29 protein-coding genes and 1 pseudogene are annotated in these 23,759 nt (G+C 66.8%); 18 read left to right on the top strand and 12 right to left on the bottom strand.

All coding sequences use genetic code 11. The features are described 5' to 3' along the window. Positions 1-8: 8 nt before the first annotated feature. Positions 9-806 (top strand): RIO1 family regulatory kinase/ATPase domain-containing protein, encoded by a 798-nt coding sequence (locus tag EGH23_RS02365; RefSeq protein WP_220578428.1) that lies wholly within the window; start codon positions 9-11, stop codon positions 804-806. Here EGH23_RS02365 and EGH23_RS02370 read toward each other — a convergent pair. The 6 genes from EGH23_RS02370 to EGH23_RS02395 all read right to left on the bottom strand — a co-directional run bounded on the left by EGH23_RS02370 (position 799) and on the right by EGH23_RS02395 (position 5,486). After that, positions 799-1,695, bottom strand: coding sequence for a DMT family transporter (locus EGH23_RS02370; protein ID WP_220578429.1), 897 nt, complete (start codon positions 1,693-1,695; stop codon positions 799-801). The genes EGH23_RS02365 and EGH23_RS02370 overlap by 8 nt on opposite strands. Next, positions 1,695-2,243, bottom strand: coding sequence for an FAD-dependent oxidoreductase (locus EGH23_RS02375; protein ID WP_220578430.1), 549 nt, complete (start codon positions 2,241-2,243; stop codon positions 1,695-1,697). Before EGH23_RS02375 ends, EGH23_RS02370 begins: the two co-directional genes overlap by 1 nt. An 85-nt stretch (positions 2,244-2,328) precedes the next feature. Beyond that, positions 2,329-2,820, bottom strand: a complete 492-nt coding sequence (locus EGH23_RS02380; RefSeq protein WP_220578431.1) for an SRPBCC family protein — start codon at positions 2,818-2,820, stop codon at positions 2,329-2,331. A gap of 76 nt (positions 2,821-2,896) precedes the next feature. Beyond that, a complete protein-coding gene (locus EGH23_RS02385) occupies positions 2,897-4,153 on the bottom strand; it encodes a Glu/Leu/Phe/Val family dehydrogenase (RefSeq protein ID WP_220578432.1) in 1,257 nt (418 codons plus the stop codon). 59 nt (positions 4,154-4,212) lie between these two features. Next, complete coding sequence (locus EGH23_RS02390; protein WP_220578433.1) at positions 4,213-4,611, bottom strand: PPOX class F420-dependent oxidoreductase; 399 nt, start codon at positions 4,609-4,611, stop codon at positions 4,213-4,215. Positions 4,612-4,652: 41 nt separating this feature from the next. Further along, complete coding sequence (locus tag EGH23_RS02395) at positions 4,653-5,486, bottom strand: HpcH/HpaI aldolase/citrate lyase family protein (RefSeq protein ID WP_220578434.1); 834 nt, start codon at positions 5,484-5,486, stop codon at positions 4,653-4,655. Positions 5,487-5,632: 146 nt separating this feature from the next. Between EGH23_RS02395 and EGH23_RS02400 the strand changes: the two genes are divergently transcribed. Then, on the top strand, positions 5,633-6,082 hold the full coding sequence (locus tag EGH23_RS02400; RefSeq protein ID WP_220578435.1) for a MaoC family dehydratase: 450 nt from the start codon (positions 5,633-5,635) through the stop codon (positions 6,080-6,082). 2 nt (positions 6,083-6,084) lie between these two features. Then, positions 6,085-7,011: a CPBP family intramembrane glutamic endopeptidase gene (locus EGH23_RS02405; protein WP_220578436.1), complete on the top strand. Its 927-nt coding sequence runs from the start codon at positions 6,085-6,087 to the stop codon at positions 7,009-7,011. Positions 7,012-7,017: 6 nt separating this feature from the next. On the opposite strand, the gene EGH23_RS02410 is transcribed toward EGH23_RS02405, so the two are convergent. Continuing rightward, complete coding sequence (locus EGH23_RS02410) at positions 7,018-8,787, bottom strand: acyl-CoA carboxylase subunit beta (protein WP_220578437.1); 1,770 nt, start codon at positions 8,785-8,787, stop codon at positions 7,018-7,020. Between the two features lie 133 nt (positions 8,788-8,920). Further along, positions 8,921-9,808 carry a class 1 fructose-bisphosphatase gene (locus EGH23_RS02415; RefSeq protein WP_220578438.1) on the bottom strand — a complete coding sequence of 296 codons (888 nt, stop codon included), beginning with the start codon at positions 9,806-9,808 and terminating at the stop codon, positions 8,921-8,923. Between the two features lie 279 nt (positions 9,809-10,087). Between EGH23_RS02415 and EGH23_RS02420 the strand changes: the two genes are divergently transcribed. The 3 genes from EGH23_RS02420 (at position 10,088) to EGH23_RS02430 (ending at position 12,675) form a co-directional block, all read left to right on the top strand. Continuing rightward, a complete protein-coding gene (locus tag EGH23_RS02420) occupies positions 10,088-10,945 on the top strand; it encodes a 3-hydroxyacyl-CoA dehydrogenase family protein (RefSeq protein ID WP_220578439.1) in 858 nt (285 codons plus the stop codon). Between the two features lie 89 nt (positions 10,946-11,034). After that, the gene (locus tag EGH23_RS02425) at positions 11,035-12,225 is read left to right on the top strand and encodes an acyl-CoA dehydrogenase (RefSeq protein ID WP_220578440.1); all 1,191 of its coding nucleotides are present in this window, start codon (positions 11,035-11,037) and stop codon (positions 12,223-12,225) included. 90 nt (positions 12,226-12,315) lie between these two features. Continuing rightward, positions 12,316-12,675, top strand: coding sequence for a hypothetical protein (locus EGH23_RS02430; RefSeq protein ID WP_220578441.1), 360 nt, complete (start codon positions 12,316-12,318; stop codon positions 12,673-12,675). Between the two features lie 104 nt (positions 12,676-12,779). Here the strand turns inward: EGH23_RS02430 and EGH23_RS26235 are convergent, their stop codons facing one another. Beyond that, complete coding sequence (locus EGH23_RS26235) at positions 12,780-13,001, bottom strand: hypothetical protein (protein ID WP_236044590.1); 222 nt, start codon at positions 12,999-13,001, stop codon at positions 12,780-12,782. A 133-nt stretch (positions 13,002-13,134) separates the two neighbouring features. Then, positions 13,135-13,419, bottom strand: a complete 285-nt coding sequence (locus EGH23_RS26240; protein ID WP_236044591.1) for a hypothetical protein — start codon at positions 13,417-13,419, stop codon at positions 13,135-13,137. 96 nt (positions 13,420-13,515) lie between these two features. On the opposite strand from EGH23_RS26240, the gene thiC reads away from it, so the two are divergent. From thiC to EGH23_RS02450, 3 genes are all read left to right on the top strand, one after another. Next, positions 13,516-14,952, top strand: a complete 1,437-nt coding sequence (gene thiC / locus EGH23_RS02440; RefSeq protein WP_220578442.1) for a phosphomethylpyrimidine synthase ThiC — start codon at positions 13,516-13,518, stop codon at positions 14,950-14,952. 202 nt (positions 14,953-15,154) lie between these two features. Further along, positions 15,155-15,979 carry a hypothetical protein gene (locus EGH23_RS02445; protein WP_220578443.1) on the top strand — a complete coding sequence of 275 codons (825 nt, stop codon included), beginning with the start codon at positions 15,155-15,157 and terminating at the stop codon, positions 15,977-15,979. Between the two features lie 74 nt (positions 15,980-16,053). Next, on the top strand, positions 16,054-16,347 hold the full coding sequence (locus tag EGH23_RS02450; RefSeq protein WP_220578444.1) for a glycine zipper 2TM domain-containing protein: 294 nt from the start codon (positions 16,054-16,056) through the stop codon (positions 16,345-16,347). 51 nt (positions 16,348-16,398) lie between these two features. On the opposite strand, the gene EGH23_RS02455 is transcribed toward EGH23_RS02450, so the two are convergent. Then, positions 16,399-16,959 (bottom strand): NUDIX hydrolase, encoded by a 561-nt coding sequence (locus tag EGH23_RS02455; protein WP_220578445.1) that lies wholly within the window; start codon positions 16,957-16,959, stop codon positions 16,399-16,401. A 236-nt stretch (positions 16,960-17,195) separates the two neighbouring features. Here EGH23_RS02455 and EGH23_RS02460 point away from each other — a divergent pair, with 236 nt between their 5' ends. The 8 genes and pseudogenes from EGH23_RS02460 to EGH23_RS02495 all read left to right on the top strand — a co-directional run. Further along, positions 17,196-17,384, top strand: a complete 189-nt coding sequence (locus EGH23_RS02460; protein ID WP_162316527.1) for a DUF1918 domain-containing protein — start codon at positions 17,196-17,198, stop codon at positions 17,382-17,384. A gap of 6 nt (positions 17,385-17,390) precedes the next feature. Further along, positions 17,391-17,816, top strand: coding sequence for an RNA-binding protein (locus tag EGH23_RS02465; protein WP_220578446.1), 426 nt, complete (start codon positions 17,391-17,393; stop codon positions 17,814-17,816). Beyond that, positions 17,816-18,517, top strand: coding sequence for an RNase P subunit p30 family protein (locus tag EGH23_RS02470; protein WP_220578447.1), 702 nt, complete (start codon positions 17,816-17,818; stop codon positions 18,515-18,517). The genes EGH23_RS02465 and EGH23_RS02470 overlap by 1 nt, the downstream gene beginning before the upstream one ends. Positions 18,518-18,579: 62 nt before the next feature. Next, positions 18,580-18,999 (top strand): hypothetical protein, encoded by a 420-nt coding sequence (locus EGH23_RS02475; protein WP_220578448.1) that lies wholly within the window; start codon positions 18,580-18,582, stop codon positions 18,997-18,999. A 106-nt stretch (positions 19,000-19,105) separates the two neighbouring features. Beyond that, complete coding sequence (locus EGH23_RS02480) at positions 19,106-19,585, top strand: Rpp14/Pop5 family protein (RefSeq protein ID WP_220578449.1); 480 nt, start codon at positions 19,106-19,108, stop codon at positions 19,583-19,585. Positions 19,586-19,587: 2 nt separating this feature from the next. Beyond that, entirely contained in the window at positions 19,588-20,370 is a 783-nt protein-coding gene (gene psmA / locus EGH23_RS02485) for an archaeal proteasome endopeptidase complex subunit alpha (RefSeq protein ID WP_220578450.1), read from the top strand. A gap of 106 nt (positions 20,371-20,476) precedes the next feature. Beyond that, complete coding sequence (locus EGH23_RS02490) at positions 20,477-21,202, top strand: ribosome assembly factor SBDS (protein WP_220578451.1); 726 nt, start codon at positions 20,477-20,479, stop codon at positions 21,200-21,202. A 460-nt stretch (positions 21,203-21,662) separates the two neighbouring features. Then, positions 21,663-21,863: pseudogene (locus EGH23_RS02495) on the top strand (DoxX family protein); the annotation flags it as partial. Positions 21,864-21,960: 97 nt separating this feature from the next. Here EGH23_RS02495 and EGH23_RS02500 read toward each other — a convergent pair. Beyond that, a complete protein-coding gene (locus EGH23_RS02500) occupies positions 21,961-22,308 on the bottom strand; it encodes an FUN14 domain-containing protein (RefSeq protein WP_220578452.1) in 348 nt (115 codons plus the stop codon). Positions 22,309-22,418: 110 nt separating this feature from the next. On the opposite strand from EGH23_RS02500, the gene hflX reads away from it, so the two are divergent. Continuing rightward, a complete protein-coding gene (gene hflX / locus EGH23_RS02505) occupies positions 22,419-23,729 on the top strand; it encodes a GTPase HflX (protein WP_220578453.1) in 1,311 nt (436 codons plus the stop codon). Positions 23,730-23,759 lie beyond the last annotated feature (30 nt).

The raw sequence follows: 23,759 nt of genomic DNA on the forward strand, positions 1-23,759 counted from the left end.
CTCATCCAATGGCGTTTCGTCGGTTTCTCCGCGGGTCGGTCCCGTGGGAGCAACTGGAAGGTGTCGCGCGCGCGGTGCTCAACCGCTACGGCGAGTCGTCCGGCCGCGTCGTCTTTCTGGAGGCGGACAACTGGCTCTCGACGCCGTTCGTCGTTGAGGACCGCTGGTTCGTGAAACTCATCACCCAGCAGAACTCGCTGGTCCACGCGCTGTTGACCACCGGCCGGAACATCGGCGCGTTCTCCTCGGGCACCGAGGGCTTCTTCGAGCACTTCGGGACGCCCGCCCAGATGGCCCAGCACGAACTCGAAGCGACCGAGCGGATGCGTGAGTTGGGCGTGAACGCGCCCGAACCCATCGAAGCCTTCGAGCACAACGGGATGGGCGTCCTCGTCTTCGAGTACCTGCGGGACTTCGCCGCGCTCGACGACTTACCGCCCGAGGCCGTCGAACACCACGCCCCGACGGTGTTCGACTACCTCCACCGGATGCACGAGGACGGCCTCGCCCACGGCGACTTCCGCTGTGAGAACGTCCTCGTCGCCGACGACGAACTGTACTTCATCGACGCGACCAGCGTCCGCGAGGAGGCCATCGCCGACGCGCGGGCCTACGACATCGCCTGCGCGCTGGGCGCGTTGGAGCCGCTCGTCGGCGCGCACACGGCGGTCGACGCGGCGGCCGAACACTACACGGTCGAGGAACTGCTCGACGCCGACGAGTTCCTGGACTTCGTCAACATCCGCCCGGACCACGACTTCGACGCCGGCGCGATCCGCGGCGCTATCGAGCAGTGCGCTAGCTGAGTGTCGCGCGAGAACGCGCGGTGACGCCGATCCCGGCGAGGACCGCGACGCCGCCGGCGAGCGTCCACGCTCCCGGTAGCTCCGAGAGCAACAGGAACGCCAACAGCGCGCTCCCGACGGGTTCGCCGAGCAGCGAGACGCTCACGAGACTCGATTCGAGGTGGCCGAGCGCCCAGTTGAGCACGGTGTGGCCGAACACGCCCGGACCGACGGCCATCAGGAAGAACAGCACCCACTCGCGGAGCCGGTAGTCGACGACGGGGTGGCCGCCGCGGAGGACGAACGCGAACAGGCAGACCGCGGCGACGGCGTAGACGACGGTGACGTACGGAAAGAGCGGGAACCGCTGGCGGAGCGACCGGCCCGCCAGCACGTAGGCGGCGGCCATCACCCCGCCGAGGAGCGCCAGCGCGTTGCCGTACAGCGGTCGCGGGCCGACGCCGCCGCCCAGCAGTTCGCCGAGCGACATCACGACGATGCCGCCGACGGCGAGCAGGATGCCGGCCGTCGTCCCGCGGGTGATCCGCTCGTCGAGCAACGCCCACGCGCCGACGGCGACGAACAGGGGCTGGGACTGCACGAGCGTCACCGAGGCGGCGACGCTGGTCCACGCGAGGCTCTCGAACCACGCGGCGAAGTGGACCGCGAGGGCGACGCCGGTGGCTACGGCCGCCAGCAGGTCCCGGCGCGCGAGCTTCGAGAAGGCGCCGCGGTCGCGCCAGAGCGCGAGCGGAGCCACTAACAGCGTCGTCATCGCCACGCGGTAGAAGGCCGCGACGCTCGCCGGCGCGTCGCTCGCCCGGACGAGGATGGCGCTCGTGCTGACCGCGAGAACCGCGACGACGAGGCCGACCCGCGGGTCGAGGTCCGCGAAGTCGGTGCCCGTCACTACGCGCCGTCCGGCACGTCGAAGTCGTGGAAGTGCTCGCCCTCCTCCTTCGAGAGGATGTCGAGGGCGGCCGCGCCGCCGTCGCCGGCGGAGATGATGGCCTGCCACTCCTGGTCGCGGCACATCGCGCCGGTGGCGTAGGCGTCCTCGACGCTGGTCTCCATCGAGACGTTCACGTCGACCACGTCGCCGTCGAACGCACAGCCCAGTTCCTCGGCCAGCGAGCGGTCCGCGCCGGTCGCCAGCACCAGATACGGCGCTTCGACCTCCTCTCCGTCGACGGTGGCGACGAAACCGTCGCCGCCCTCTTCGACGCTCTCGACCTCGCCTTCTCGGAGGTCGACGCCGAACCCCTCGACCTGGTCGCGGGCGTCCTCCAGGAACTCCGAGCCGTCCACGGAGTCGATGCCGAGGTAGTTGAACAGGTGAGCCTTGTGCATCCACGTCTCGTCGGTGTCGTAGACGACGGTGTCCAGCCCGTTCTTCGCCGTGAACAGTGCGGCGCTCAGCCCGGCGGGACCGCCGCCGGCGACGAGTACGTCTGTCATGGGCGCTACTGGGTCCCACTTCCGGATAAAGCCACGGCTGTGCCATCTAGTCGCACGACCGATCCGGCGGTGCGAGCGCCGCCGCTCAGCCTTCCAGTAGCTCCTTGGTCCGCTGGTGGCGGTACCGGAACACCGGTTCCATCCCGAGGAAGCCGACCGGTCCCACGGCGCGGCCGAAGGGACCGCCCGGCAGCTCGTACTCGACGCGGTCGTGGACGATGGTCGCGTCGTCGCCGTCGGCTCGGAAGCGGTGGGTGTGTTCCCACTTCGGGAACGGCCCGTCCCGCATCACGTCCCGGAACACGGCGGTGCCCTCGTCTTCGTCGAAGCGACGCTCGACGATCTCGGAGACCCAGCGCTGGCGCGGGCCGACGCCGAACGGTCGGGCCGTGGAGATGACGACGGCCCCTTCGCCGAGCACCTCGGGGTTCGGGTCGCCGTCGGGCCCGCGCGTCTCCTCGACGCGGAGGTGCATCCAGTCGGGAGTGAGTGCCACGAGGCCGTCGCTCGTGGAGTGAAACGCCCAGACCTCGGGGAGCGGCGCGGCCACGCGGACCTCTCGTTCGAAGACGACCATACCTCCCGTTCGGACGACGAGGGCAAAATACCGGCGGTGGCGGCGGTTCGAGACGAGGCGACGACTGCGCCCGAGCTCAGGGCCAGATGCCGGCTTCCTCGGCGGCGGTGGCGACCCGCTCGATGGCGACGACGTACATCGCGGTGCGGAAGCTCGGCGCGTCGGTGCGCTCGTAGGTCGAGACGAGTTCGTCGAAGGCGTCCGTGATGATCCGTTCGAGCTCGTCGTTGACGCGCTGTTCGTCCCAGTAGAAGCGCTGACGGTTCTGCACCCACTCGAAGTACGAGACCGTGACGCCGCCGGCGTTGGCCAGGATGTCCGGGAAGACGGCGACGTCCCGCTCGGTCATCACGTCGTCGGCCTTCGGCGTCAGCGGACCGTTGGCCGCCTCGACGACGACGTCCGCCTGCACCTCCTCGGCGAGGTCGCCGTCGATGGCGTTCTCCAGCGCCGCCGGGATCAGCAGGTCGACGTCCATCGTCAGCAGTTCCTCGTTCGAGAACTCCTCGCTCGCGCCCTCGAACTCGGCGAGCGAGCCGGTCTCTCTCTTGTGGTCTTTCGCCGCTCGCGCGTCGAGTCCGTCGGCGTCGTACACCGCGCCCGAGGAGTCGGAGGCGGCGACGATGTCCGCGCCGAGGTCCTCGATGAGCCTCGCGGCGACGGACCCGGCGTTGCCGTATCCCTGGACGGCGACGGTCGCGCCCTCGATGTCCTTCCCGAGGTAGTCGAAGGCCTCGCGGGTCGTCAGCATCACCGACCGCCCGGTGGCCTCCATCCGACCGAGGCTCCCGCCGGAGTCCTTCCCTTTCCCGGTGACGACGCCGGGTTCGGTCGTGTTCTCTAGGGTCTCGTAGGTGTCCTTGATCCAGTTCATCTCGCGCTGGCCGGTGTTGACGTCCGGCGCGGGGATGTCGCGGTCCTCGCCGATGAGCGGGCGGAGCTCCTTGGCGAACGACCGGGTGATGCGCTCCATCTCGTCGGCCGAGTAGTCGTCCGGATCGATCTCGATACCGCCTTTCCCGCCGCCGTAGGGGATGCCGACGGCGGCGCACTTGTAGACCATCCACCCCGAGAGGGCCTTCACCTCGTCGCGGGACACGCCGGGGTGGAAGCGGACGCCGCCCTTGTAGGGGCCGCGGTCGCCGTTGAACTGCGAGCGGTACGCGCGGAACACCTCGATAGAGCCGTCGTCCATCTCGACCGAGAGGTTCGTCTCGAGGACGCGCTCGGGGCGTTTCAATCGGTCGAGCACGTCCGGCGAGTACTCGAGATAGGCGGCGGCGTCGTCGATCTGCTCCTGCAGGCTCTCGAAGGGATTCACCTCGTCAGACATACGCTAGCAGTGGTCGACCGGCAGGAAAAGGATACCGCCGTCATTGGCAGGCAAGGGGCCTACCCGCCGGTGAACACCTCGTCGGCGCGGATGCGAAGGATAATTCGCTCGCTCTCGATGGGTTGGGGATACTCGTCTTCGCCCATGTACCGCTTCGCCAGTTCGTCGATGTGCTCGCGCGCGCCCTCGGTCGTCACCTCGTCGACTGCCCCCGTTATCGAGAGGAACCGATACGGGTTCTCGGGGTCGGTCATGCTCGCGGCGACCGTCGGGTCGTTCTCGACGTTCTTCGCCTTGCGTCGATGCCGTTCGGTGTTGACGAGCAGGCGGTCGCCCCCGGCGTCGTAGTCGACCCAGACCGGCGTCGAGTGGGGTCGGCCGTCGGGTAACATGGTCACGACGTGGGCGAACGTCGACTTCTCGAATAAGTCGTGGTACTCCTCGGGTATCGATGGCACACGATACGCGTCGGCCCGCGTGGGTTTACCTCCTCTGGCGCTCACTCGCGGCCGGCGTTCGCCCGCTCTAAGACCCGTTCGGCCTGGCGAATCTGCGGCGCGTCGATCATCTCGCCGTCGACGACGAAGACGCCGCCGCCCGCCTCGTCGCGCGCCGCGAGGATGCGCTCGGCCCACTCGACCCGCGCGGGCGTCGGCGTGAACACCTCGTTGATGATGGTCGCCTGCGCCGGGTGGATGGCGAGTTTCCCGTCGTAGCCCAACTGGAGCGCGCGTTTCGCCTCTCGCTGGAGCCCCTCGTCGTCGGTGTAAGAGGGGAAGTGCGTGTCGATGGGCGTCACGTTCGCGGCCCGCGCGGCGAGGACGACGTGCTGGCGCGCGTGCTCGACCTCGCTCCCGTCCTCGGTTCGAGTCGCGCCGATGTCGCCGGCGAGGTCCTCGGCCCCGAATATCAGCGCTTCGACGGCCTCGGTGGCGGCGATGTCCTCGGCGCGGAGGACGCCCGCCGCGGACTCGACGAGGGCGAGTATCGGACAGTCGACGCCCGCGTCGGCTAACAGCTCCGCGAGCCGTCGTACGTCGTCGGCGTCTCGCGTCTTCGGGAGCATCACGCTGTCCGGCGTCGGGCCGTCGAGGACCACGGCGAGGTCTTCGGCCGCGCCCGCGCCGACCGGGTTGACGCGGACGCAGACTTCGCAGTCGGCCGGAAACACGTCCGAAAGTGCGTCGCGGACGGTTTCGCGGGCCGCGGCCTTCTGGTCGGGCACGACGGCGTCTTCCAGGTCGAAGACCACCACGTCGGCGTTCGTCTCCGGGGCCTTCCGCAGTTTCCCGGCGTCGTCGCCGGGGGAGAACAGGATGCTACGACGGGGCATGGCACCCCGTACACGGCCCCGGCCCGTAAGTGTCGGCGCTTGCAGTCTCGCTTCGATCGTTCCGCCGACTGACTCTCCACCCGGACATCCCGCCGGGGGGTATCTAAGGGCTTACTGCTAAGGGACCGGCGGTCGTCACCCCGTCCATGCCAGGCCTCTATTACGAGGAGTTCGAGGAGGGCGAGACCATCCGTCACGGGAAGCGCCGGACGATAAGCGAGAGCGACAACCAGCGCTTCTGCGACCTGACGATGAACCAGCAGCCGCTCCATCTCGACGCCGAGTTCGCGGGTGAAACGCAGTTCGGCGAGCGACTGGTCAACGGCCTCTACACGATGTCGCTGGCGGTGGGGCTGACCATTCCGGACACGACGGACGGCACTATCGTCGCCAACCTCTCCTACGACGACGTAGAGCATCCCGCGCCGGTGTTCCACGGCGATACGATCCGCGCCGAGACGACGGTGACCGGGACGCGGCTCACCAGCGACGAGGAGCGCGGGGTCGTCACGATGCGGGTCGACGTGTACAAGCAGGACGACACGCTCGTCTGCACGTTCGAGCGGACCGCGCTGGTCGAGCGGAAACCGGAGTGACCGTGGCGGGAGCAGACGGAACTCGGACGAACGCGGCGCGGCCGGACGCCGCGCGACAGGACCCGAATCGCCCGGACACCGGCCGTCTCGCGCGCTTCGCCGTCGCGCTCGTCGGTCTCGCGGCACTCATCGTCGCCGTCTCGCTTTCGACGGGGATTCGTATGGTCGTGCTGGCTCCCCTCTACATGTTCACGCCGATGGTCGCGGGCCTCGTCGCCGTGCTCACCAGCGACGTCTCCCCGTCGACGGTCGGCCTGCGAATCGGGCGGCCGCGGTGGCTGGCCGCCGCGGCGCTGGTCGCGCTGCCGCTCGTCGGACTGACCCTCGCTCTCTCGCTTGCGGTCCCCGGCGCGTCCTTCGACCCGACGGCGAATCCGCTGCCGGGCGTCCCGCTCCCCGGCGGTGTGGCGGGTCTGTTCGTCGTCTTCGGAATCGTCCTCGTCGCCGGAGTGACCATCAACGCCGTCTTCGCCTTCGGCGAGGAGTTCGGCTGGCGCGGCTACCTGCTGTGGGAGCTCGCGCCGCTGGGGTTCTGGAGAGCGTCGCTCTCCGTCGGCGCGCTGTGGGGGCTGTGGCACGCGCCGGTCATCCTCGACGGCTACAACTTCCCGTCGTTCCCGGCGGTCGGCGTCGGGATGATGGTGCTGGCCTGCGTGGCGTTCTCGCCGCTGTACACCTATCTCGTCGTGCGCGCCGACTCCGTTCTCGCGGCGGCGCTGTTACACGGCGTCTTCAACGGCTCTGCCGGGTTCGTGGCGGTGTACGCGCGGTCCGATAGCGAACTGGTCGCGCAACTGGTCGCCAGCCCCGTCGGCCTCGCGGGGACTGCCGCGTTCGGACTCGCGGCGGCGCTGCTGGCGGTTCGCGGAACGCCGGAACTCGCTCGCGAGACGCTCGGCGGGACCTCCGCGAACTCGGCGGCCGACTGACCGCCGCTACAAGATCGCGCCGTGCTTCTTCTCGGGGCGGTCCTTCTCGACGGTCTCGTACATCTCGAAGCGGGCGGCCAGTTCCGCGCGCAGGTCGCTCGGCGGGACGATCTCGTCGATGACCACCTCGCTGGCCATCCGGTGGGCGTCGATGTCGCGGCGGTACTCCTCGCGCAGTTCCGCCTCGCGCTCGGCCCGTTCCTCGGGGTCGTCGATGGCGTCGAGCTTGTTGGCGTAGACGGCGTTGATGGCTGCTTCCGGTCCCATGATTGCGATTTCCCCGCTCGGGAGCGCGAGCGTCGTCTCGGGGTCGTAGGCCGGGCCGGACATCGCGTAGATGCCCGCGCCGTAGGCCTTCCGGACGACGACGCACTGCTTCGGGACGGTGGCCGAGGAGGTGGCGTAGATCATCTTCTTGCCCGCCTCCAGGATCCCCTCCTTCTCGACGCCGGACCCCGCCATGAACCCCGGCGTGTCACAGAGGTACAGCAGGGGAACGTTGAAGGCGTCGCACTTCCAGACGAACTCGGCGGCCTTGCGGGCCGAGTCGGGGAAGATGGCCCCGGCGCGGTGGCTCGGCTGGTTGGCGACCACGCCGACGGTGCGGCCGTCGATGCGCGCGAACCCGGTCAGGATCTCCTTGCCGTACTCCGGTTGGAGTTCGAAGAAGGAGTCCCCGTCCACCACGCGGTCGATGACCCGGTGCATGTCGTAGCCCTTGTTCGGTTCCCGCGGGACGACGCTATCGAGACCCTCGGGTGATTTCGACGGGGCGACGGGGTCTCGGCCGGGCGGCTTCTCCTCGCAGTTGTCCGGCAGATACGTGATCAGGTCGGCGACGAGCTCGCGGGCGTGTTCCTCGTCGTCGGCGACGAGGTCGGCGCTTCCCGAGTGGCGGGCGTGGACGTCCGGTCCGCCGAGCGTCTCTAAGTCGATGTCCTCGCCGGTGACCATCTCGACCATCCGCGGCGAGGCGATGGCCAGCGCGCTCATCCCGCGGACCATCACAGTGAAGTCCGAGAAAACCGGCGTGTAGGCCGCCCCGGCGATGCAGGGACCGTAGAGCACGCAGATCTGCGGGACGGCCCCGGAGAGAATCGAGTGGTTGTAGTAGAACTTCCCGATTCCCTCGCGGTTCGCGAAGAAGCCGCGCTGTTGGTCGATCCGGCCGCCCGATGAGTCGACGAGGTACAGCGCCGGTCGGCCGGTCTTCAGCGCGCGCTGCTGGAGGCGCAGGAACTTCTCGACGCCGTGCTTGGCGACAGAACCGGCCTTGACGGTGAAGTCGTTCGCGGCGACGTGGACCTTCCGACCGTCGAGCGTCCCCGCGCCGGTGACGAGGCCGTCAGCCGGGAGCCGGTCGTCGTTGTCGCCCGCCTCGACGTCCGGGCTGTCCGGATGCCAGTTGTCGAAGTTGGCAAACCGACCGTCCTCGAAGTCCAGTCCGTCCTCGCCGAACCAGAGGTCGAGGCGGTCGCGGACGAACAGCTTCCCCTGTTCGGCCAGTCGCTCGCGGTACTTCTCCGGGCCGCCGCGTTCGATGTCGGCGATCTCCTCGCGGAGGCGTTCCTCGCGGTCGGTCGGGCCGAGGTCCTCGTCCGGTTCGGGAGGGCTATCGGGTCCGTCGTCGTCCGTCTCGCTGACTTCGCGGACGAGCGTCGGTTCGTCGCTGTCGCCGACGAACACCTCGACGGTCTCGCCGACGTGTTCGGCGACGGCGGCGGCGATAGCGGACGCTTCCTCGCGGCTCGCGCCCGCCGCGATACGTACCTTCATACCACCCCACACGACCCCCGGGGTCACAGTAGTTACCCCGACGGGTCGCATCGCTGGCCGGTCGGTCGAAACGGAGCGTTACAGACGGAGAACTGGTTGGAACGGTGTCCGCGGCTGCGAAGTCGGTGGCGTTCTACCGCTGGTACTGCTCGACGGAGGCTTCGAGGCGGTCGATGAGGTCAGCGTTTCCGAGGTGGAGCGGCGTGCGCTCGTGGAGGTCGTCGGGGTTCCGATCGAGAAGAGAACGAGAACCGTCGGAGGAGCGGCCGCCCGCCGTCTCGACGATGTAGGCCATCGGCTGCCCCTCGAACTGGAGGCGGAGTTTCCCGTCGGGACTGGACTCCAGCGCGGGATAGGCGAAGATACCGCCGTAGTTGAGCACCTGGTTGATGTCGGCGATCATCGCGCCGCCGTAGCGCAGTTTCAGTTCCTGACGGACCTCCTCGGCGAAAGAGCCGAAGTTGTCGGTCCAGGAGTCGACGCCGCCGCCGAAGCCGAACACGGTCGGGTCTTCGGGGACGGTCACGTCGTCGTCGACGAGGCGCTTCTCCTCGCTGTCGAGGATGTACTCCTCGACCGTGCCGTCGCGGGCGACGACCATCGAGGTGACGGGACCGTAGATGACGAACCCGGCCGCCAGCAGGTCGCTGCCGTGGGTGGGGGGCTGTTCGCTGTAGACGCCGAAGATGGTCCCCATCCCGCTGTTGGGTTCGAGGTTCGAGGAGCCGTCGAGCGGGTCCATCGCCATGTGGACGTGCCCGTCGCTGGTCGTCACGTCCTCGCGCTCCTCGCTGGCGTAGGAGGCCACGCCGTCGATAGAGAGCATGCGCTGTTCGAACAGTTCGTCCGCGCGAACGTCGGCGGCCAGTTGCTCGTCGCCGCTGGGGTTGACCGTCCCGCTGTGTTCGCGCTCCGTGGCGATCGCCGTGCGTACGTCCGCAGCGGTGTCCGCGATGGTGTCGATTACCTGTGCGACCGTTTGGTCGGCCTGGGCGGCCGAGGCGTCGGATGATTTACTCATTCTCGGAGATGCTGGGCGTCGGTTCCCGGACGTCGTACTGGTTAGTCGATAGCCGGCTCGGTCGTCCGGGTGTGAGCGCTGTCACGTCACTCGTCTATTCCGGCGCACCCCATAAGTATCTTGTTCCTGACATTTACTACGGAGCGAGTGAATTATTTGAATCGTCCGTTGTCTGGTGGTTTTAGCGTGGTAGTAAGTCACACCTTTCGGTGATGGTAAGCAGATTTACCCTTCTACTACCGTCGGCAGACTTACACGAAATCGGATCGAACCTCGACTATGGAACTCGACGAAATCGACACCGTGGGCGTCGTCGGCGCGGGGACGATGGGAAACGGCATCGCGCAGGTCGCCGCGACCGCCGGCTACGACGTGGTAATGCGCGACGTCGAACAGCGCTTCGTCTCCGCGGGGTTCGAGGACATCGACGATAGCCTCGACCGGCTGGTCGCCCGCGACGAACTCACCCGCGAGGAGGCGGACCGCGCGCGCGGCCGCATCGACGGCACCACCGACGTGGACGACCTGGCGGACTGCGACCTCGTCGTCGAGGCCGTCACCGAGGACATGGACGTCAAGCAGTCCGTCTTCACCGACCTCGCCGAGACGTGCGGTCCGGAGACGGTTCTCGCGACGAACACCAGCACGCTCTCGATCACGACCATCGCCGGCGTCGTCGAGGACCCGGAGCGCGTGCTCGGTCTGCACTTCATGAATCCCGTGCCGGTGATGAAAGGCGTCGAAGTCGTCGTCGGCGAGAAGACGGGCGAGGAGACGCTCGCGCTCGGTCACGCCTTCGCCGAGGACCTCGAAAAGGAGACGTGGGAGGCCGACGACAAGCCCGGCTTCGTCGTCAATCGCATCCTGATGCCGTGGATAAACGAGGGGATCCGCGCCTACGACGAGGGCGTCGCCGAGGAGGCGGACATCGACCGCGGGATGACGCTCGGGACGAACGTCCCGATGGGACCGCTGGAACTGGCCGACCACATCGGGCTGGACGTGGTGTTGGACGCCTCCGAGACGCTCCACGAGGAACTGGGCGACCGCTACCAGCCGGCGTATCTCCTGAAACGCAAGGTCGCCGCCGGCGATCTCGGGAAGAAGACCGGCGCGGGCTTCTACGAGTACGACTGACCGAGACGGGACGATGGGGCGGATACGACCGACGACAACGGGTCGTCCGTTGCCGAACAGTAAAGGAGTGTGGCTCGATACCTACTCGCATGGATTTCAGTCCCTCTGCGGAGCAGCGCCAGATACGGGAGATGGTCGCGGAGTTCGTCGACGAGGAGGTCGTTCCCCGGGCGGCCGACATAGACGCGGACGACGAGTTCCCGCGGGACCTCGTCGAACAGATGGCCGAACTGGGGCTGATGGGGATGCCGATTCCCGAGGAGTACGACGGCGCGGGCCTCGATTACCACAGCTACGCGATGGCGCTCGAAGAGATCTCACGCGGCAGCGGCGGCCTCGGGACCATCGTCGCCGCCCACATCTCGCTCGCCTGCAACATGGTCTACGAGTTCGGCGACGAGGCCCAGAAGGAGACGTACCTCGCGCCGATGGCCGCGGGCGAAGACGTCGGCGCGTTCGCCCTCTCGGAAGCCGGGGCCGGCAGCGACGTGCCGGCGATGGAGACCACGGCGGAGCGTAGCGAGGCGCGAAGCGCCTCGGAACGGAGCGGCGTAGCCGCGGAGCGAGACGGCGACGGCTACGTCGTAAACGGCGGCAAGCTCTGGATCTCGAACGGCTCGGTCGCCGACACGGTCGTCCTCTTCGCCAAGACGGACCCCGAGGCAGACAACAAAGGAATCTCCTCCTTCGTCGTCCGTCCGGAGGAAGACGACGGGTTCGTCGTCGAGGGGACCGAACACAAACTCGGCGACAAGGGCTGTCCGACCGCCGAACTGCGCTTCGACGACATGTTCCTCCCCGAAGAGCGCCGCCTCGGCGAGGAGGGCCGCGGGTTCGTCCACGCGCTGAAGACGCTCAACGGCGGGCGTATCACGATCGCCGCCCGCGGGGTCGGCATCGCACAGGCGGCTCTCGACGAGTCGCTTCGGTACGCACAGGACCGCGAGCAGTTCGGCCAGCCCATCAGCGAGTTCCAGGCCATTCAGCACAAACTCGCGGACATGGACACCAAGACGTCGGCCGCCCGGATGCTGATGCACAGGGCCGCCGACCTGAAAGAGCGCGGCGAACCGTTCGTCAAGGAGGCCGCACAGGCCAAACTCTACGCCTCTGAGGTCTCCCGCGAGGTGGCCAACGAGGGCATCCAGATTCACGGCGGCTACGGTTACACCAAGGACTTCCCCGTCGAGCGGTTCTACCGCGACGCCAAACTCAACGAGATCTACGAGGGGACCAGCGAGGTGCTGCGAAACACCATCGCGGACCAACTGCTGGACTGAACGCCTGTGAAGACTGGCGAACAGCCGGTATTCCGGGGATTCCCGACGTAAGCGCGGTATAACTACGTCTCCGTCTTCGGAGGACCCCACATGGCACTCCTCGACTCCGTCGTCGTCTTCCTCGTCAGCCTGCTGGTCGGCGCGCTCGGCATCTACGTCGGCGCGCGCGTCGTCGCGGGCTACGACGATTACACCTACGCCATCGTGACGGCGCTACTCGGGGCGATCGTCTGGGGCGTCGTCGGCTTTTTCTTCGGCTGGATCCCGTTTCTCGGACCGCTGCTCGTCCTCCTCGCGTACGTGGCCGTCATCAACGCCCGGTATCCCGGCGGGTGGGGGAACGCGATCCTCATCGCCCTGCTAGCGTGGGTCGCCTCGCTCGTCGTCCTCTATCTGCTGGCGCTGGTCGGCATCGCGGGCTTCGACGCCGTCGGCGTCCCGGGGGCCTGACTCGGCTTTTCAGTCGCCGTGACTCCGTCGAAGTTCTATTCTTCAGACGAAAGCTATCGTGGCGGGGGCGTTAGTTTGAGGTGCGAATCTATCGGTATCCTCGGTCAACAGCAGTCATTTTCATCCGGGTTCCATTCGCACGCATCGCCCGTTGTGAGGCTGTTCTCGTCGATGTACGCGGAGAGACAAGCGTAGTTACAAAAGTACGCAGGTGACCCGCAGTCCTCCGTACAATCACGGATACAGATTGGGTCGTGGTCGAAGATACGCGACCCACAATACGCACAGGTCTCGTCGGCGTCTGGGGTTGTGATGGCCGTAGACATACCTGTGCTAAGGAATTTGCTACGGAAAACGTTTTCTCGGTGAGTGGTGGGAGACTTGTCTTTACCGACCGAACTAGACTCCGAGCCGATCAGTCACGCCGGATCTAATAACTCGGGAACTCCCTGACTCGCGTCACCGCCACGGCGTCGCCCGAAGCGCGTGAACGACGAGTAGCGTCCCGAGCGCGACGCTGAGCAGGGTGACGGCGACGAGTCGCGCGGCGTGGACGGTGCCGTGTGATTCGACCGCCAACTCGGCGGTCGTCTCCCGCTGGAGGGTCCCGCTCGCGGCCGCCTGCATGCTTCCGGCGACGAGCGTCCGCACCCGCGACTGTGCCAGCCCGAAACACCCGCCGATTCCGGCGGCGACGCCGCTGCCGATGGCGGCGAGGGCGTCTCGCCGACGCCGATCACTCATCACGCTAGGATCGACGAGTCGCCCACTTCGCTGTTCGGATGCGCGCGAGAACCGCCGACCCCAGACTTATTACCTAGTAATATAACTAGATTATCGATGACGCAACTGGAGGCCGCACGGCGTGGTACCGTCACGGAAGCGATGGAGCGTGTCGCCGAACGAGAGCGCGTCTCGGCGGAGTTCGTCCGCGAGCGAGTCGCCGAGGGACGGGCCGTGATCCCGAACAACGTCGGGCACGACGCGCTGGACTCGATGGTCATCGGTCGGGCGTTCGGAACGAAGGTCAACGCCAACATCGGCAACAGCGAGGAGACCAGCGACGTCGAGGGCGAACTGTCGAAACTGCACACCGCCGTTCACTACGGGGCCGACACCGTGATGGACCTCTCGACGGGCAGCGACCTGGACGCGATCCGGGAGGCGAACGTCGAGCACTCGCCGGTCCCCATCGGCACGGTGCCGATATACGAGGCCGTCAAGCGCGCCGGCGACGCGACCGACATCACCCACGAACTACTGCTCGACGTCATCGAGAAACAGGCAAAGCAGGGCGTGGACTACATGACTGTCCACGCCGGTGTCCTGATGGAGCATCTGCCGCTGACCGACGGCCGCAAGACGGGCATCGTCTCGCGCGGCGGGTCCATCCTCGCGCAGTGGATGGAGGAAAACGAGATGCAGAACCCCCTGTACGCGGCATTCGCGGAGATCTGCGATATCTTCGCCGAGTACGACGTGACGTTCAGCCTCGGTGACGGCCTCCGGCCCGGCTGTCTCGCCGACTCGGGCGACGACGCGCAGTTCGCCGAGTTGGACACGCTCGGGGAACTCACGAGGACGGCGCGGGATCAGGGCGTGCAGGTGATGGTCGAGGGGCCGGGCCACGTTCCGATGGACCGGATCGCCGGGCAGGTCGAGCGTCAGCAAGAAGTCTGCGACGGCGCGCCGTTCTACGTCCTCGGACCGCTGGTGACCGACGTCGCGCCGGGCTACGACCACATCACGAGCGCCATCGGCGCGACGGAGGCCGCTCGGGCCGGTGCCGCGATGCTGTGTTACGTCACGCCCAAGGAACATCTCGGTCTCCCCGAGGAGGAGGACGTTCGGGAGGGATTGGCCGCGTATCGCATCGCCGCCCACGCCGCCGACGTGGCCGACGGGCGGGACGGCGCTCGCGCGTGGGACGACGCGCTCTCTGAGGCGCGCTACGCCTTCGACTGGCGCGAGCAGTTCGAACTGGCGCTGGACCCCGACCGCGCCCGCGAGTACCACGACCAGACCCTGCCCGGCGACAACTACAAGGACACCCGCTTTTGCTCGATGTGCGGCGTCGACTTCTGCTCGATGCGCATCGACCAGGACGCCCGCGATAGCGGCGAGATGGCCGACATCGAGACCGACGGCGACGACCGAACCGACGCGTCGGCGACCGCGGCCGCCGAGGTCAACCGTCCGCCGGTCGGGACACACGACGCCGCCGCGACGACGGACGACGGAACGCCGGACGACGCGACGCAGGCCGGAGACGACTGAGCGAGTGGTCATCTGAGCGATAGTATTTTACGAGCGCCGTTCGCACCTCGAAACGATGTCGAAGAAGGTACTTGCCCTGGTCGTCGTCGTCGCCCTCGCGCTGGTGTACGCCACCAAGCGATAACGCGGGGGAGACGCAGTCGTATCGTTTCCGACCGCCCTTTTCAGAACCCTTACCCGACCTACCGTCCTACGGCCGCCCATGTACGGCGTCGTCACGCGCAACGAGGAGGAGACCCGGTGGTCCGAGTTCGACCGGGCGTTCTACGAGGTCAAGGACGTCACCGGTCGAGCCGTCGAACCCATCGAGGACGCGGTCAACATGGTGTCGTGTTTCGGGGACAACGCCGTCGAGGGCGAGGAGGAGCTGCTGGCGTTCGACGACGAGGGCACCGCCGCGACGCGGAACGAACCGTACTTCGACTGGACGTACGTCTGTCCGACCCACGAGCGCTACCGCGAGGGACTGCTCGACATCGTCGAGGAGGCTGCCACCGTCAACGAGGACGTGCGCCTGGACGACGTGGGGTTTCCACGAGAGGAGTACTGTCACTGCGAGCGCTGCGAGCGGAAGTTCGCCGAGAGCGACTTCGAGGACTGGTCGGCGTGGCGCACGAACGTCATCACGGAGTTCGTCGCCGACGCCCGAGAGCGCGTGCCGGGCGACCTCTACGTGACAGTCTATCCCGACCCCTATCCGGGCCACCTCGAAGCCCGCACCGGCGTCAGCGTCGACGATATCTCCCAGTTCGTCGACGAGTTCGTCGTCCCCATCTACGACATGGCCTACTCGACGACCTACTGGCTGGAGATACTCGCGAAGGGGTTCGTCGACCGCCTCGACGCCCCGTTCAGCATCGAACTGTACGCCGTCGACGTCGACGTGGACGACCTCGCCAAAGCGGTCGAAGTCGCCGAGGAATACGGCCGTTCGGTGCTGTTCGGCTACGACGCCAGTAACGCCCGGGCGACCGTGCGTCGGATGAACGCCGATGCCCGCGAGGGAAAGTCCTACGGGCCGGAGTGAGCGGACGTGATACGTGAGCTACATGTCGGCTCTCGGCGGTCACTTTTATACGTCCGACCCCCGACAGTACAGGTATGAAAGAACGCGTCGGACGAGCGGTCAGTCGCGCAAAGTACGCAGCAATCGGCGGCGCAGTCGGCGGCGCACTCGGCGGACTCGTCGGGCGGAGCGCCGCCAGCACCGGCGCTGGCTTCGGTGCCCTGGCCGGCGCGTTCGTCGGCGAGAAGTGGTCCAGCGCCGCGCCGTTCGTCGAGAAGGCGCGCTCGACGACCTCCGACAACTTGGGCGCGGCCGCGCCGTTCGTCGAGAAGGCCAAGTCGCGCCGGTCCGAGCAGTCCGCCGAGTCACAGAGCCAAGAGCAAGCGTAAGCGTAGCCGTCTCGGTTTCTTCCGTCGTCTTCGGTACGCCGATAGCGTGCGCTACGCGAACCGCCGGTCGCGCCACCGGAGGATCTCCGCGCGGTCCCGAGTGTCCTCGGGTAGCTCGGCGAACCAGCGCGCGTCGCTTATCTCCCCGTCCGGGTCCGCGACGGCTATCTCGGTCGTCTCGGCGCGCGCCTCGAACACCGGCAGGACGCCCCAGGTGCTGTTGCCGTCGCAGTGGAATTCGATGCGGCCGACCATCCCCAGTCCCTCTATCGTCGCCTCGACGCCTCCTTCTTCGGCGAGTTCGCGGATAGCCGCCTCGCGGAACGACTCGGCGCCGTCGAGTTCGCCACCGGGCAACACCCACTTGTCGACGCCCTCGTGGCGGACTAACAGGAGGTCGCCGGACGGTCGATAGGTGAGCGTGTGTGCGCCGTAGGGCGCGCCGTGGTCTCTCGCGTCCTCGGCGACGCGTCGGAATCGCCGCCGCGGGACGCGGTGGTGGCGCGTGAACTCCACGAAGGCGTCGTAGCCGTCGGTCAGTTCGTGATACGCCTGCTCGGCCTGCTGGCTGGCGACGTCGGCGAGATACCACAGGTCGTCGACGGTGGTCATCTGCCGCCGTCGAACGCGTCGCACCTACCGCACGGAGACGGGGGCCGGAGGGAGAGAGACGAACCAGTCATACGACCACGTAGGGGCAAGAATTACTATAACTCTTCGACACCCGGTCGAACGGAGAAGACAGCGACCGGCGAGCGATCGGGGGTCGTCCGCGACGGTTCCGGAAGTGAAACCGCTCCCCGCGGCGAATCAGTCCCTTTTTGACCGGCCATCGAGTACCGCGGGACATGGCATTCGAAGAAGACGACAGCGTCACGCTTCACGACGAGCACAGCGACTACGACGGGCAGACGGGGACGGTCACGCAGGTCGTCGAGACGATGTTCGGCGACGCCAACTACACCGTCTCCTTCGAAGACGGCCAGGAACAGGGCGTCCCGGAGGATAACCTCGAAGCGGCCGAGGACGACGCGTAGGTATCCATGTCGTCGGTTCCGTTCCACTACGTCGACCTCCGGACGTTCTGTTACGCCACGGAGGACGACAAGCGCGTCGAGGACGCGCTCCGCACCTTTCTGCCGGCGGAGTATCCCATCGAACGGGCCGAGAGCGAGGGTCACTACGGCGATCGGATCGTCGTCCTCTCGGCGCGCGTCGAGAACGCCGACGACGTGCGCCACGTCCTCTCGCAGGTGGCGACGGTCGACGATATCGACGCCGTCAAAGCGGAACTGAGCGACAGGGTCGACGACAACTGCTCGTTCTTTCTCACGTTCGACAAGCAGGCCGCCTTCGGCGGCGAGGCGCGTCGCGGCGACGGCATCACCCTGCGGGCCAAAGTAGAGGCCTACCCCGCAAAGCGGGAGAAGGCGGTGGCGAACGCCCGCGCCGTCCTCGACGAGTTGTGATGTACGAGGCCGTCCACGCCCACCCGGACGGGGAGAGCACCGTCGCTCGACAGGCGCTTACCGCGGCCGAATACGGCTTCGACGGCATCGTCGTCCGGAACCACGGCGACGAACCGGCCGATTACGACCCCGAGACTGTCGCCGAGGAGTACGGTACCGACGTCGTAAGCGGCGTCGAAGTGCGCGCCGACGACCGCTCGCAGGCCAGCGGTCTCGTCGGGAACCACCGGACGAAACAGACGCTCGTCGCCGTCCACGGCGGCACTCGGGCCATCAACCGGTTCGCCGTCGAGCAACCGGCCGTCGACGTCCTCGCCCACCCGATGCGCGGCGACGGCGACTTCAACCACGTGCTGGCGAAGGCGGCCGCAGAGAACGGCGTCCGGGTGGAGTTCTCGCTTCGCTCGATACTGCGCGAGACCGGCGGCAGTCGCGTCCGGGCGCTACAGGACCTCAGAAAGCTCCGAGAGCTCGTCGTCGACGCCGACGCGCCCTACGTCGTCAGCGCCGACCCCCGCGGTCATCTCCAGATGCGCGCCCCCCGAGAGCTCGTCGCGCTCGGCGAGCGCATCGGGTTCGACGCCGAGCAGATAACGTCGGGATTGGCGGAGTGGGGGGCGCTCGTCGAGCGCAACCGACGGCTCACCGACGACGCGTTCGTCGAACCGGGCGTCCGAATCGAGGATATAGACGACGCCTAACCCAATTTTGCGCCGCGAACAGTCTGATACATTTATGTGTCTCACAGGCGTCAACTCCTGATATGACCGAGAGGACCCCGAGGTTCGGCGCGCTCGTCGTCGCCTCGCTCGCGGCCGTCGTCGGGGCGAAGTACCTCATCGGCGGGGTGCTGGCAACGGTGGAGACGGCGGTGAGCGACGCGATGCTGGTCACCGGGTCGGTCCCGGCGACGTTCGCCGCCGGACTCCTGCTGGTGGTGGCGGCGGGCGGAATCGTCGACGGCGCGGGGTGGGCGCGGGCGGCAACCGTCCTCACGTTCCTGCTCGTCGCGGCGCTCAGCGCCCCCGCCCTGCTCGCGTTCGACCCCATCATCGTCACCGAGACCGTCGGGATGGGACTCGCGTCGGCGTACTTACTCGTCCGGAATCCGATCGAGGACGAGTCGCCGCGGCGGGTCGACGAGGAGGACAGCGCCAGTCGAATCGGGTCGACGCTGCGCTAGCCGGACGTGATACCGGTAGCGGTCCGTTTTCGACGACCGATACGTATCGGACAGTTCTTCACTCGGGCGGGACACCGTCGGGTATGCGGAGTGCGCCGACAGGACGATGAAACACCTCCCGAAACACCTCCGGCCGCGCTGGCGCTATCTCGCGGTCCGTATCGAGACGTGGCCCGACGCCGACGTGGGCCGCCGGGCATTCCAGCGCGAAGTCTGGTACGCCGCACAGAACCTCCTCGGTGATCCGGGCAGCGCCGACGCCGGTATGACCGTCATCCGCTTCGCCCACGACGACGCGACGGGCCACGCGATCGTCCGGGTCCGCCGCGGGCACGCCGACGACGCGCGGGCCGCGCTGGCCTGTATCGACGCCATCGACGGGCAACCCGTGGGCCTTCGCGTGACGGGAACGAGCGGCACCGTACGTGCGTGTGAAGAAAAGTATATAGGCGGGCCGGGGGAACCGTTCGAACAGAGACACGTCGTGTTCGAGAACGCAGAGAGGCGCGCCGACGCCCGTGGAAAGCGAGTCGACGTGCGCACAGACGACGCGTTCGCGGGCGCGACAGACCTCGATTTCCGATAACTATGCAGGGACAAAATCAACAGCAGGCGTACGACCGGGGAATCACTATCTTCTCGCCGGACGGACGCCTCTATCAGGTAGAGTACGCCCGCGAGGCGGTCAAGCGCGGCACAGCGAGCATCGGCATCCGGACGAAGGACGGCGTGGTGCTGGCCGTCGACAAGCGCATCCGCTCGCCGCTGATGGAGCGCTCCTCGGTCGAGAAGATCCACAAGGCCGACGACCACATCGGCATCGCCTCCGCCGGCCACGTCGCCGACGCCCGCCAGCTCATCGACTTCGCCCGCCGGCAGGCGCAGGTCAACCAGCTGCGCTACGGCGAACCCGTCGGCGTCGAGACGCTCACGAAGGAGATCACGGACTACATCCAGCAGTACACGCAGGTCGGCGGCGCGCGGCCGTTCGGCGTCGCGCTCATCATCGCCGGCATCGCCAACGGCGAACCCCGCCTGTACGAGACGGACCCCTCGGGGACCCCCTACGAGTGGAAGGCGCTCGCGGTCGGTGCCGACCGCAGCGACATCCGCGACTACCTCGAAGAGCACTACGACGAGGAGATGGACTTAGACGCCGGCGTCGACCTGGCGCTCGCGGCGCTGGCCTCGGCCAACGACGACGAACTCACCCCCGAAGGGATCGGCGTCGCCGTCATCGACGTCGAGACCGAGCGGTTCCGCGAGCTCACGGACGAGGAGAAAGCGGACCACCTCGCCGACGCCGACCTGCTCCCGTCCGAGGGAGAGGACGAAGGTGAGGAGACCGACGAACCGGAAGACGAGGAGTAAACGCCGCGCCCGCCGCCGCCCTCTTCTTTCGCTCTCGCCGCGTCTGGGGGCGTTCGAATCGACCGACGCAGTAAGGACTTTAACCGACCCCCCGCTACCGACGGGTATGATATCGCTTGACGAGGCTGTGACGGCGCGCCTCGAGTCGCACGGACAGCGCTTCGAGGTACTGGTCGACCCCGACGCGGCGCTGGCGATGAAGCGCGGTGAGTTCGAGGGCGAGCTAGAGGACGTCATCGCGGCCGAGGACGTCTTCGAGGACGCCTCGCACGGTGATCGACCGCCCGAAGAGAGCCTGGAGGAGGTGTTCGGCACCACAGACCCGATGGAGATAATCCCCGAGGTCGTCGAACGCGGCGAGATACAGATCACGGCCGACCAGCGCCGCGAGATGCAGGAACAGAAGCACAAGCAACTCGTCCAGCAGATAACCCGCAACGCCGTCAACCCGCAGATGGACGACGCGCCCCACCCGCCGGAACGCATCGAGTCGGCGCTCGAAGAGACGGACTTCCGCGTCGACCCGATGGAACCCGTCGAGACGCAGGTCGACGAGGCCTTAGACGCCCTGCGGCCGGTCATCCCCATCCGGTTCGACGAGGTGACCGTCGCCGTGCAGGTGCCCGCCGACTACGCCGGGAGCGCGCAGGCCCAGATCCGGCAGTTCGGCGACTTAGAGCGCGAAGAGTGGCAATCGGACGGCTCGTGGGTCGGCGTGCTCACGTTCCCGGCGGGGATGCAAAACGAGTTCTACGACCTCGTCAACGAGCACACGAGCGGCGAAGCCGAGACGCAGATCATCAAAGACGAAGACGACATCAGCACTCGCTGAATCACGGCCGCGACAGACTCGGTCTCCGGTCTTCGTGAACGTCGCCGTCCCGTGGGGCAGTTGCTCATCGGTCTCGGGCTGATAGTCGGATGCCTGACGCGGCTGGCGGCGTTCTGGGGCGCATTTATAGAGATTCGAGGAGAAAACCTACGACTTCAGTCGTGGGATGATCCGACCTAGTAAGTCACAAACCACCGTATTGAGTGGTGTGAGTGGAGAACTGGCAGTTGACTCGGTGTTTGCCACGGTTCGTAGCCGAAATCAAAACGTAAGCCGACCACTCCGACAGTCGTTAAACAATCAGATATCTCCAAGTCCTTCGCGGGATAGGAGTAACGGGGACGTGGCTTTCCCAGTGGCTGACTGTCCAACAAACCGTAAATTCCCAACCATCCGAATTGACGGGAGTAACATAAGAACCTCGGGAAGCCCACGACTGTACTCGTGGGAGGAAGTCACGATGGTGATGTTCTACTTCGGCAACTGGGACATCGCTCACGGCTACATCAACGGCGACTTCGCGTATCTGCTGGTGTTCCTCTCCGTGGCCGCGTTCGGCGCGGGCAGAATCTTCGGTCTCGATGCCTATATCGAACAGTACGAGGTCGATGGAGTACCACTCGTAGAACAGTACCCGTGGGCTCGGTACTTCCTCGGGTGAGCCGTATCACCGTATAGCGCTCCGCCGGGACGGCCAAGATTCTACTTTCGACCTCGCTCCTACCGAACTCACTTCGCGAGGGATTCGCCGAGGCCGGTCATCCCTGCTTGAAGCCGACGAGGAAGCCGCCGGTGAAGCCCGCGCTGACCGGGAGCGCCGAGATGATCGACATCATCCACGACGGCGGCTGTCCCCCGGCGGCCGACGTCGCCCCCTGCGTGGCGTTCTGAGCGGCCCCGCCGATAGCCTGCCAGTTCACTTCGAGGATGCCCCGCGTCTCCAGGAACTTAAAGAGCGCCAGTTCGAGACCGACGATGACGGCGATGATCTTCGCGATCTTTTTGGCAGCAAATCCGATAATACCGCCGATGAGGCCGCCAGTACCCAGTTCGAGGCCCATCTGCGGGAGATTGAACCCCTCTAGTTGTAACACAAATTCGACCATACTGGATACCAGAATATCGGCTATTAAATCCTTTGTGCTCAGAGTATCACCGGTGGAGCGACGCGACCCACCCCGCAGATTAAATAATCGGACGGCGTACTGTCGCGTAAGTGACGGCGACACACACCACCGAGCGTGCGGTTGTCGTAAAGCGGGTCGACAGCGGCACGGCAGACACCGAAGAGATTCGCGACCTCGCCCGGGCCGCCGGGTACCGAGTGGTCGGGGAAGTCACACAGACCAGAACCGAGGACCCGGCGTATCACCTCGGGGAGGGGAAGGTAACGCGGCTGGCCAACAAAGTGGCGCTCGAAGACGCCACCACGGTCATCTTCGACAACCAGTTGGGGCCCTATCAGACGTACAACATCGGGAACGAACTCCCGAAGGGCGTTCAGGCCGTCGACCGGTTCCGACTCATCCTCGAGATCTTCGGCCAGCGCGCCCAGACGCGGAAGGCGCAGCTACAGGTCGAACTCGCCGAACTGCGCTACGAACTGCCCAGAGCGGAGGCCAAGGCCAGCCTCGCCAAGCGCGACGAGCGCCCGGGGTTCATGGGGCTGGGCGAGTACGACGAGACCCGCGAAGAGGACATCAAAAAGCAGATCTCGAACATCCGCGACGAGCTCGAATCCATCGAGGAGACCGAGCAACACCGCCGCGAACAGCGCCGGGAGTCCGGGTTCGATCTCGTGGCGCTGGCGGGCTACACCAACGCCGGGAAGTCGACGCTGCTTCGCCGCCTGGCCGACGACCTCGAGGTGGACGAGAACGACGACCTCCACCCGGACCTGGACACGACCGCCGAGAGCGAGGACCGGCTGTTCACGACCCTGGGGACCACCACGCGCCGGGCGCAGGTCGGCAAACGCGACGTGCTCGTGACGGACACTGTCGGGTTCATCCAGGACCTCCCACACTGGCTGGTCGAGTCCTTCAAGTCGACGCTGGATTCGGTGTACCGCGCCGACCTCGTCCTGCTGGTCGTGGACGTCTCCGAATCCGTCGAGGAGATACGCGAGAAGCTGGTGACGAGCCACGACACGCTCTACGAGCGCAACCAGGCCCCCATCGTGACGGTGCTGAACAAGACCGACGTGGTAGACGACGAGGAGGTCCGCCGGAAGCGAGAGGCGCTCTCGAAACTCGCGCCCAACCCCGTGGCCGTCAGCGGCAAGGAGGGATTGAACATCGAGGAACTCGCCGCCCGCATCGACGCGGAGCTCCCTGACTACGAGCGCGAGCGCCTCGTCCTCCCGATGACCGACGAGACGATGAGCGTCGTGTCGTGGATCCACGACCACGCCCACGTCGAGACCGTCGACTACGGCGACCAGGTCGTCATCGAGTTCGAGGCCCGCCCCGCCATCGTCGAGCAGTCTCGGGCGAAAGCGGGCGACCTCGTCGGCGCGTCGGCCTGAGAGCCCGCTCGCCGACGACGAACCCCGTCG

Source organism: Haloarcula nitratireducens, from assembly GCF_019599505.1.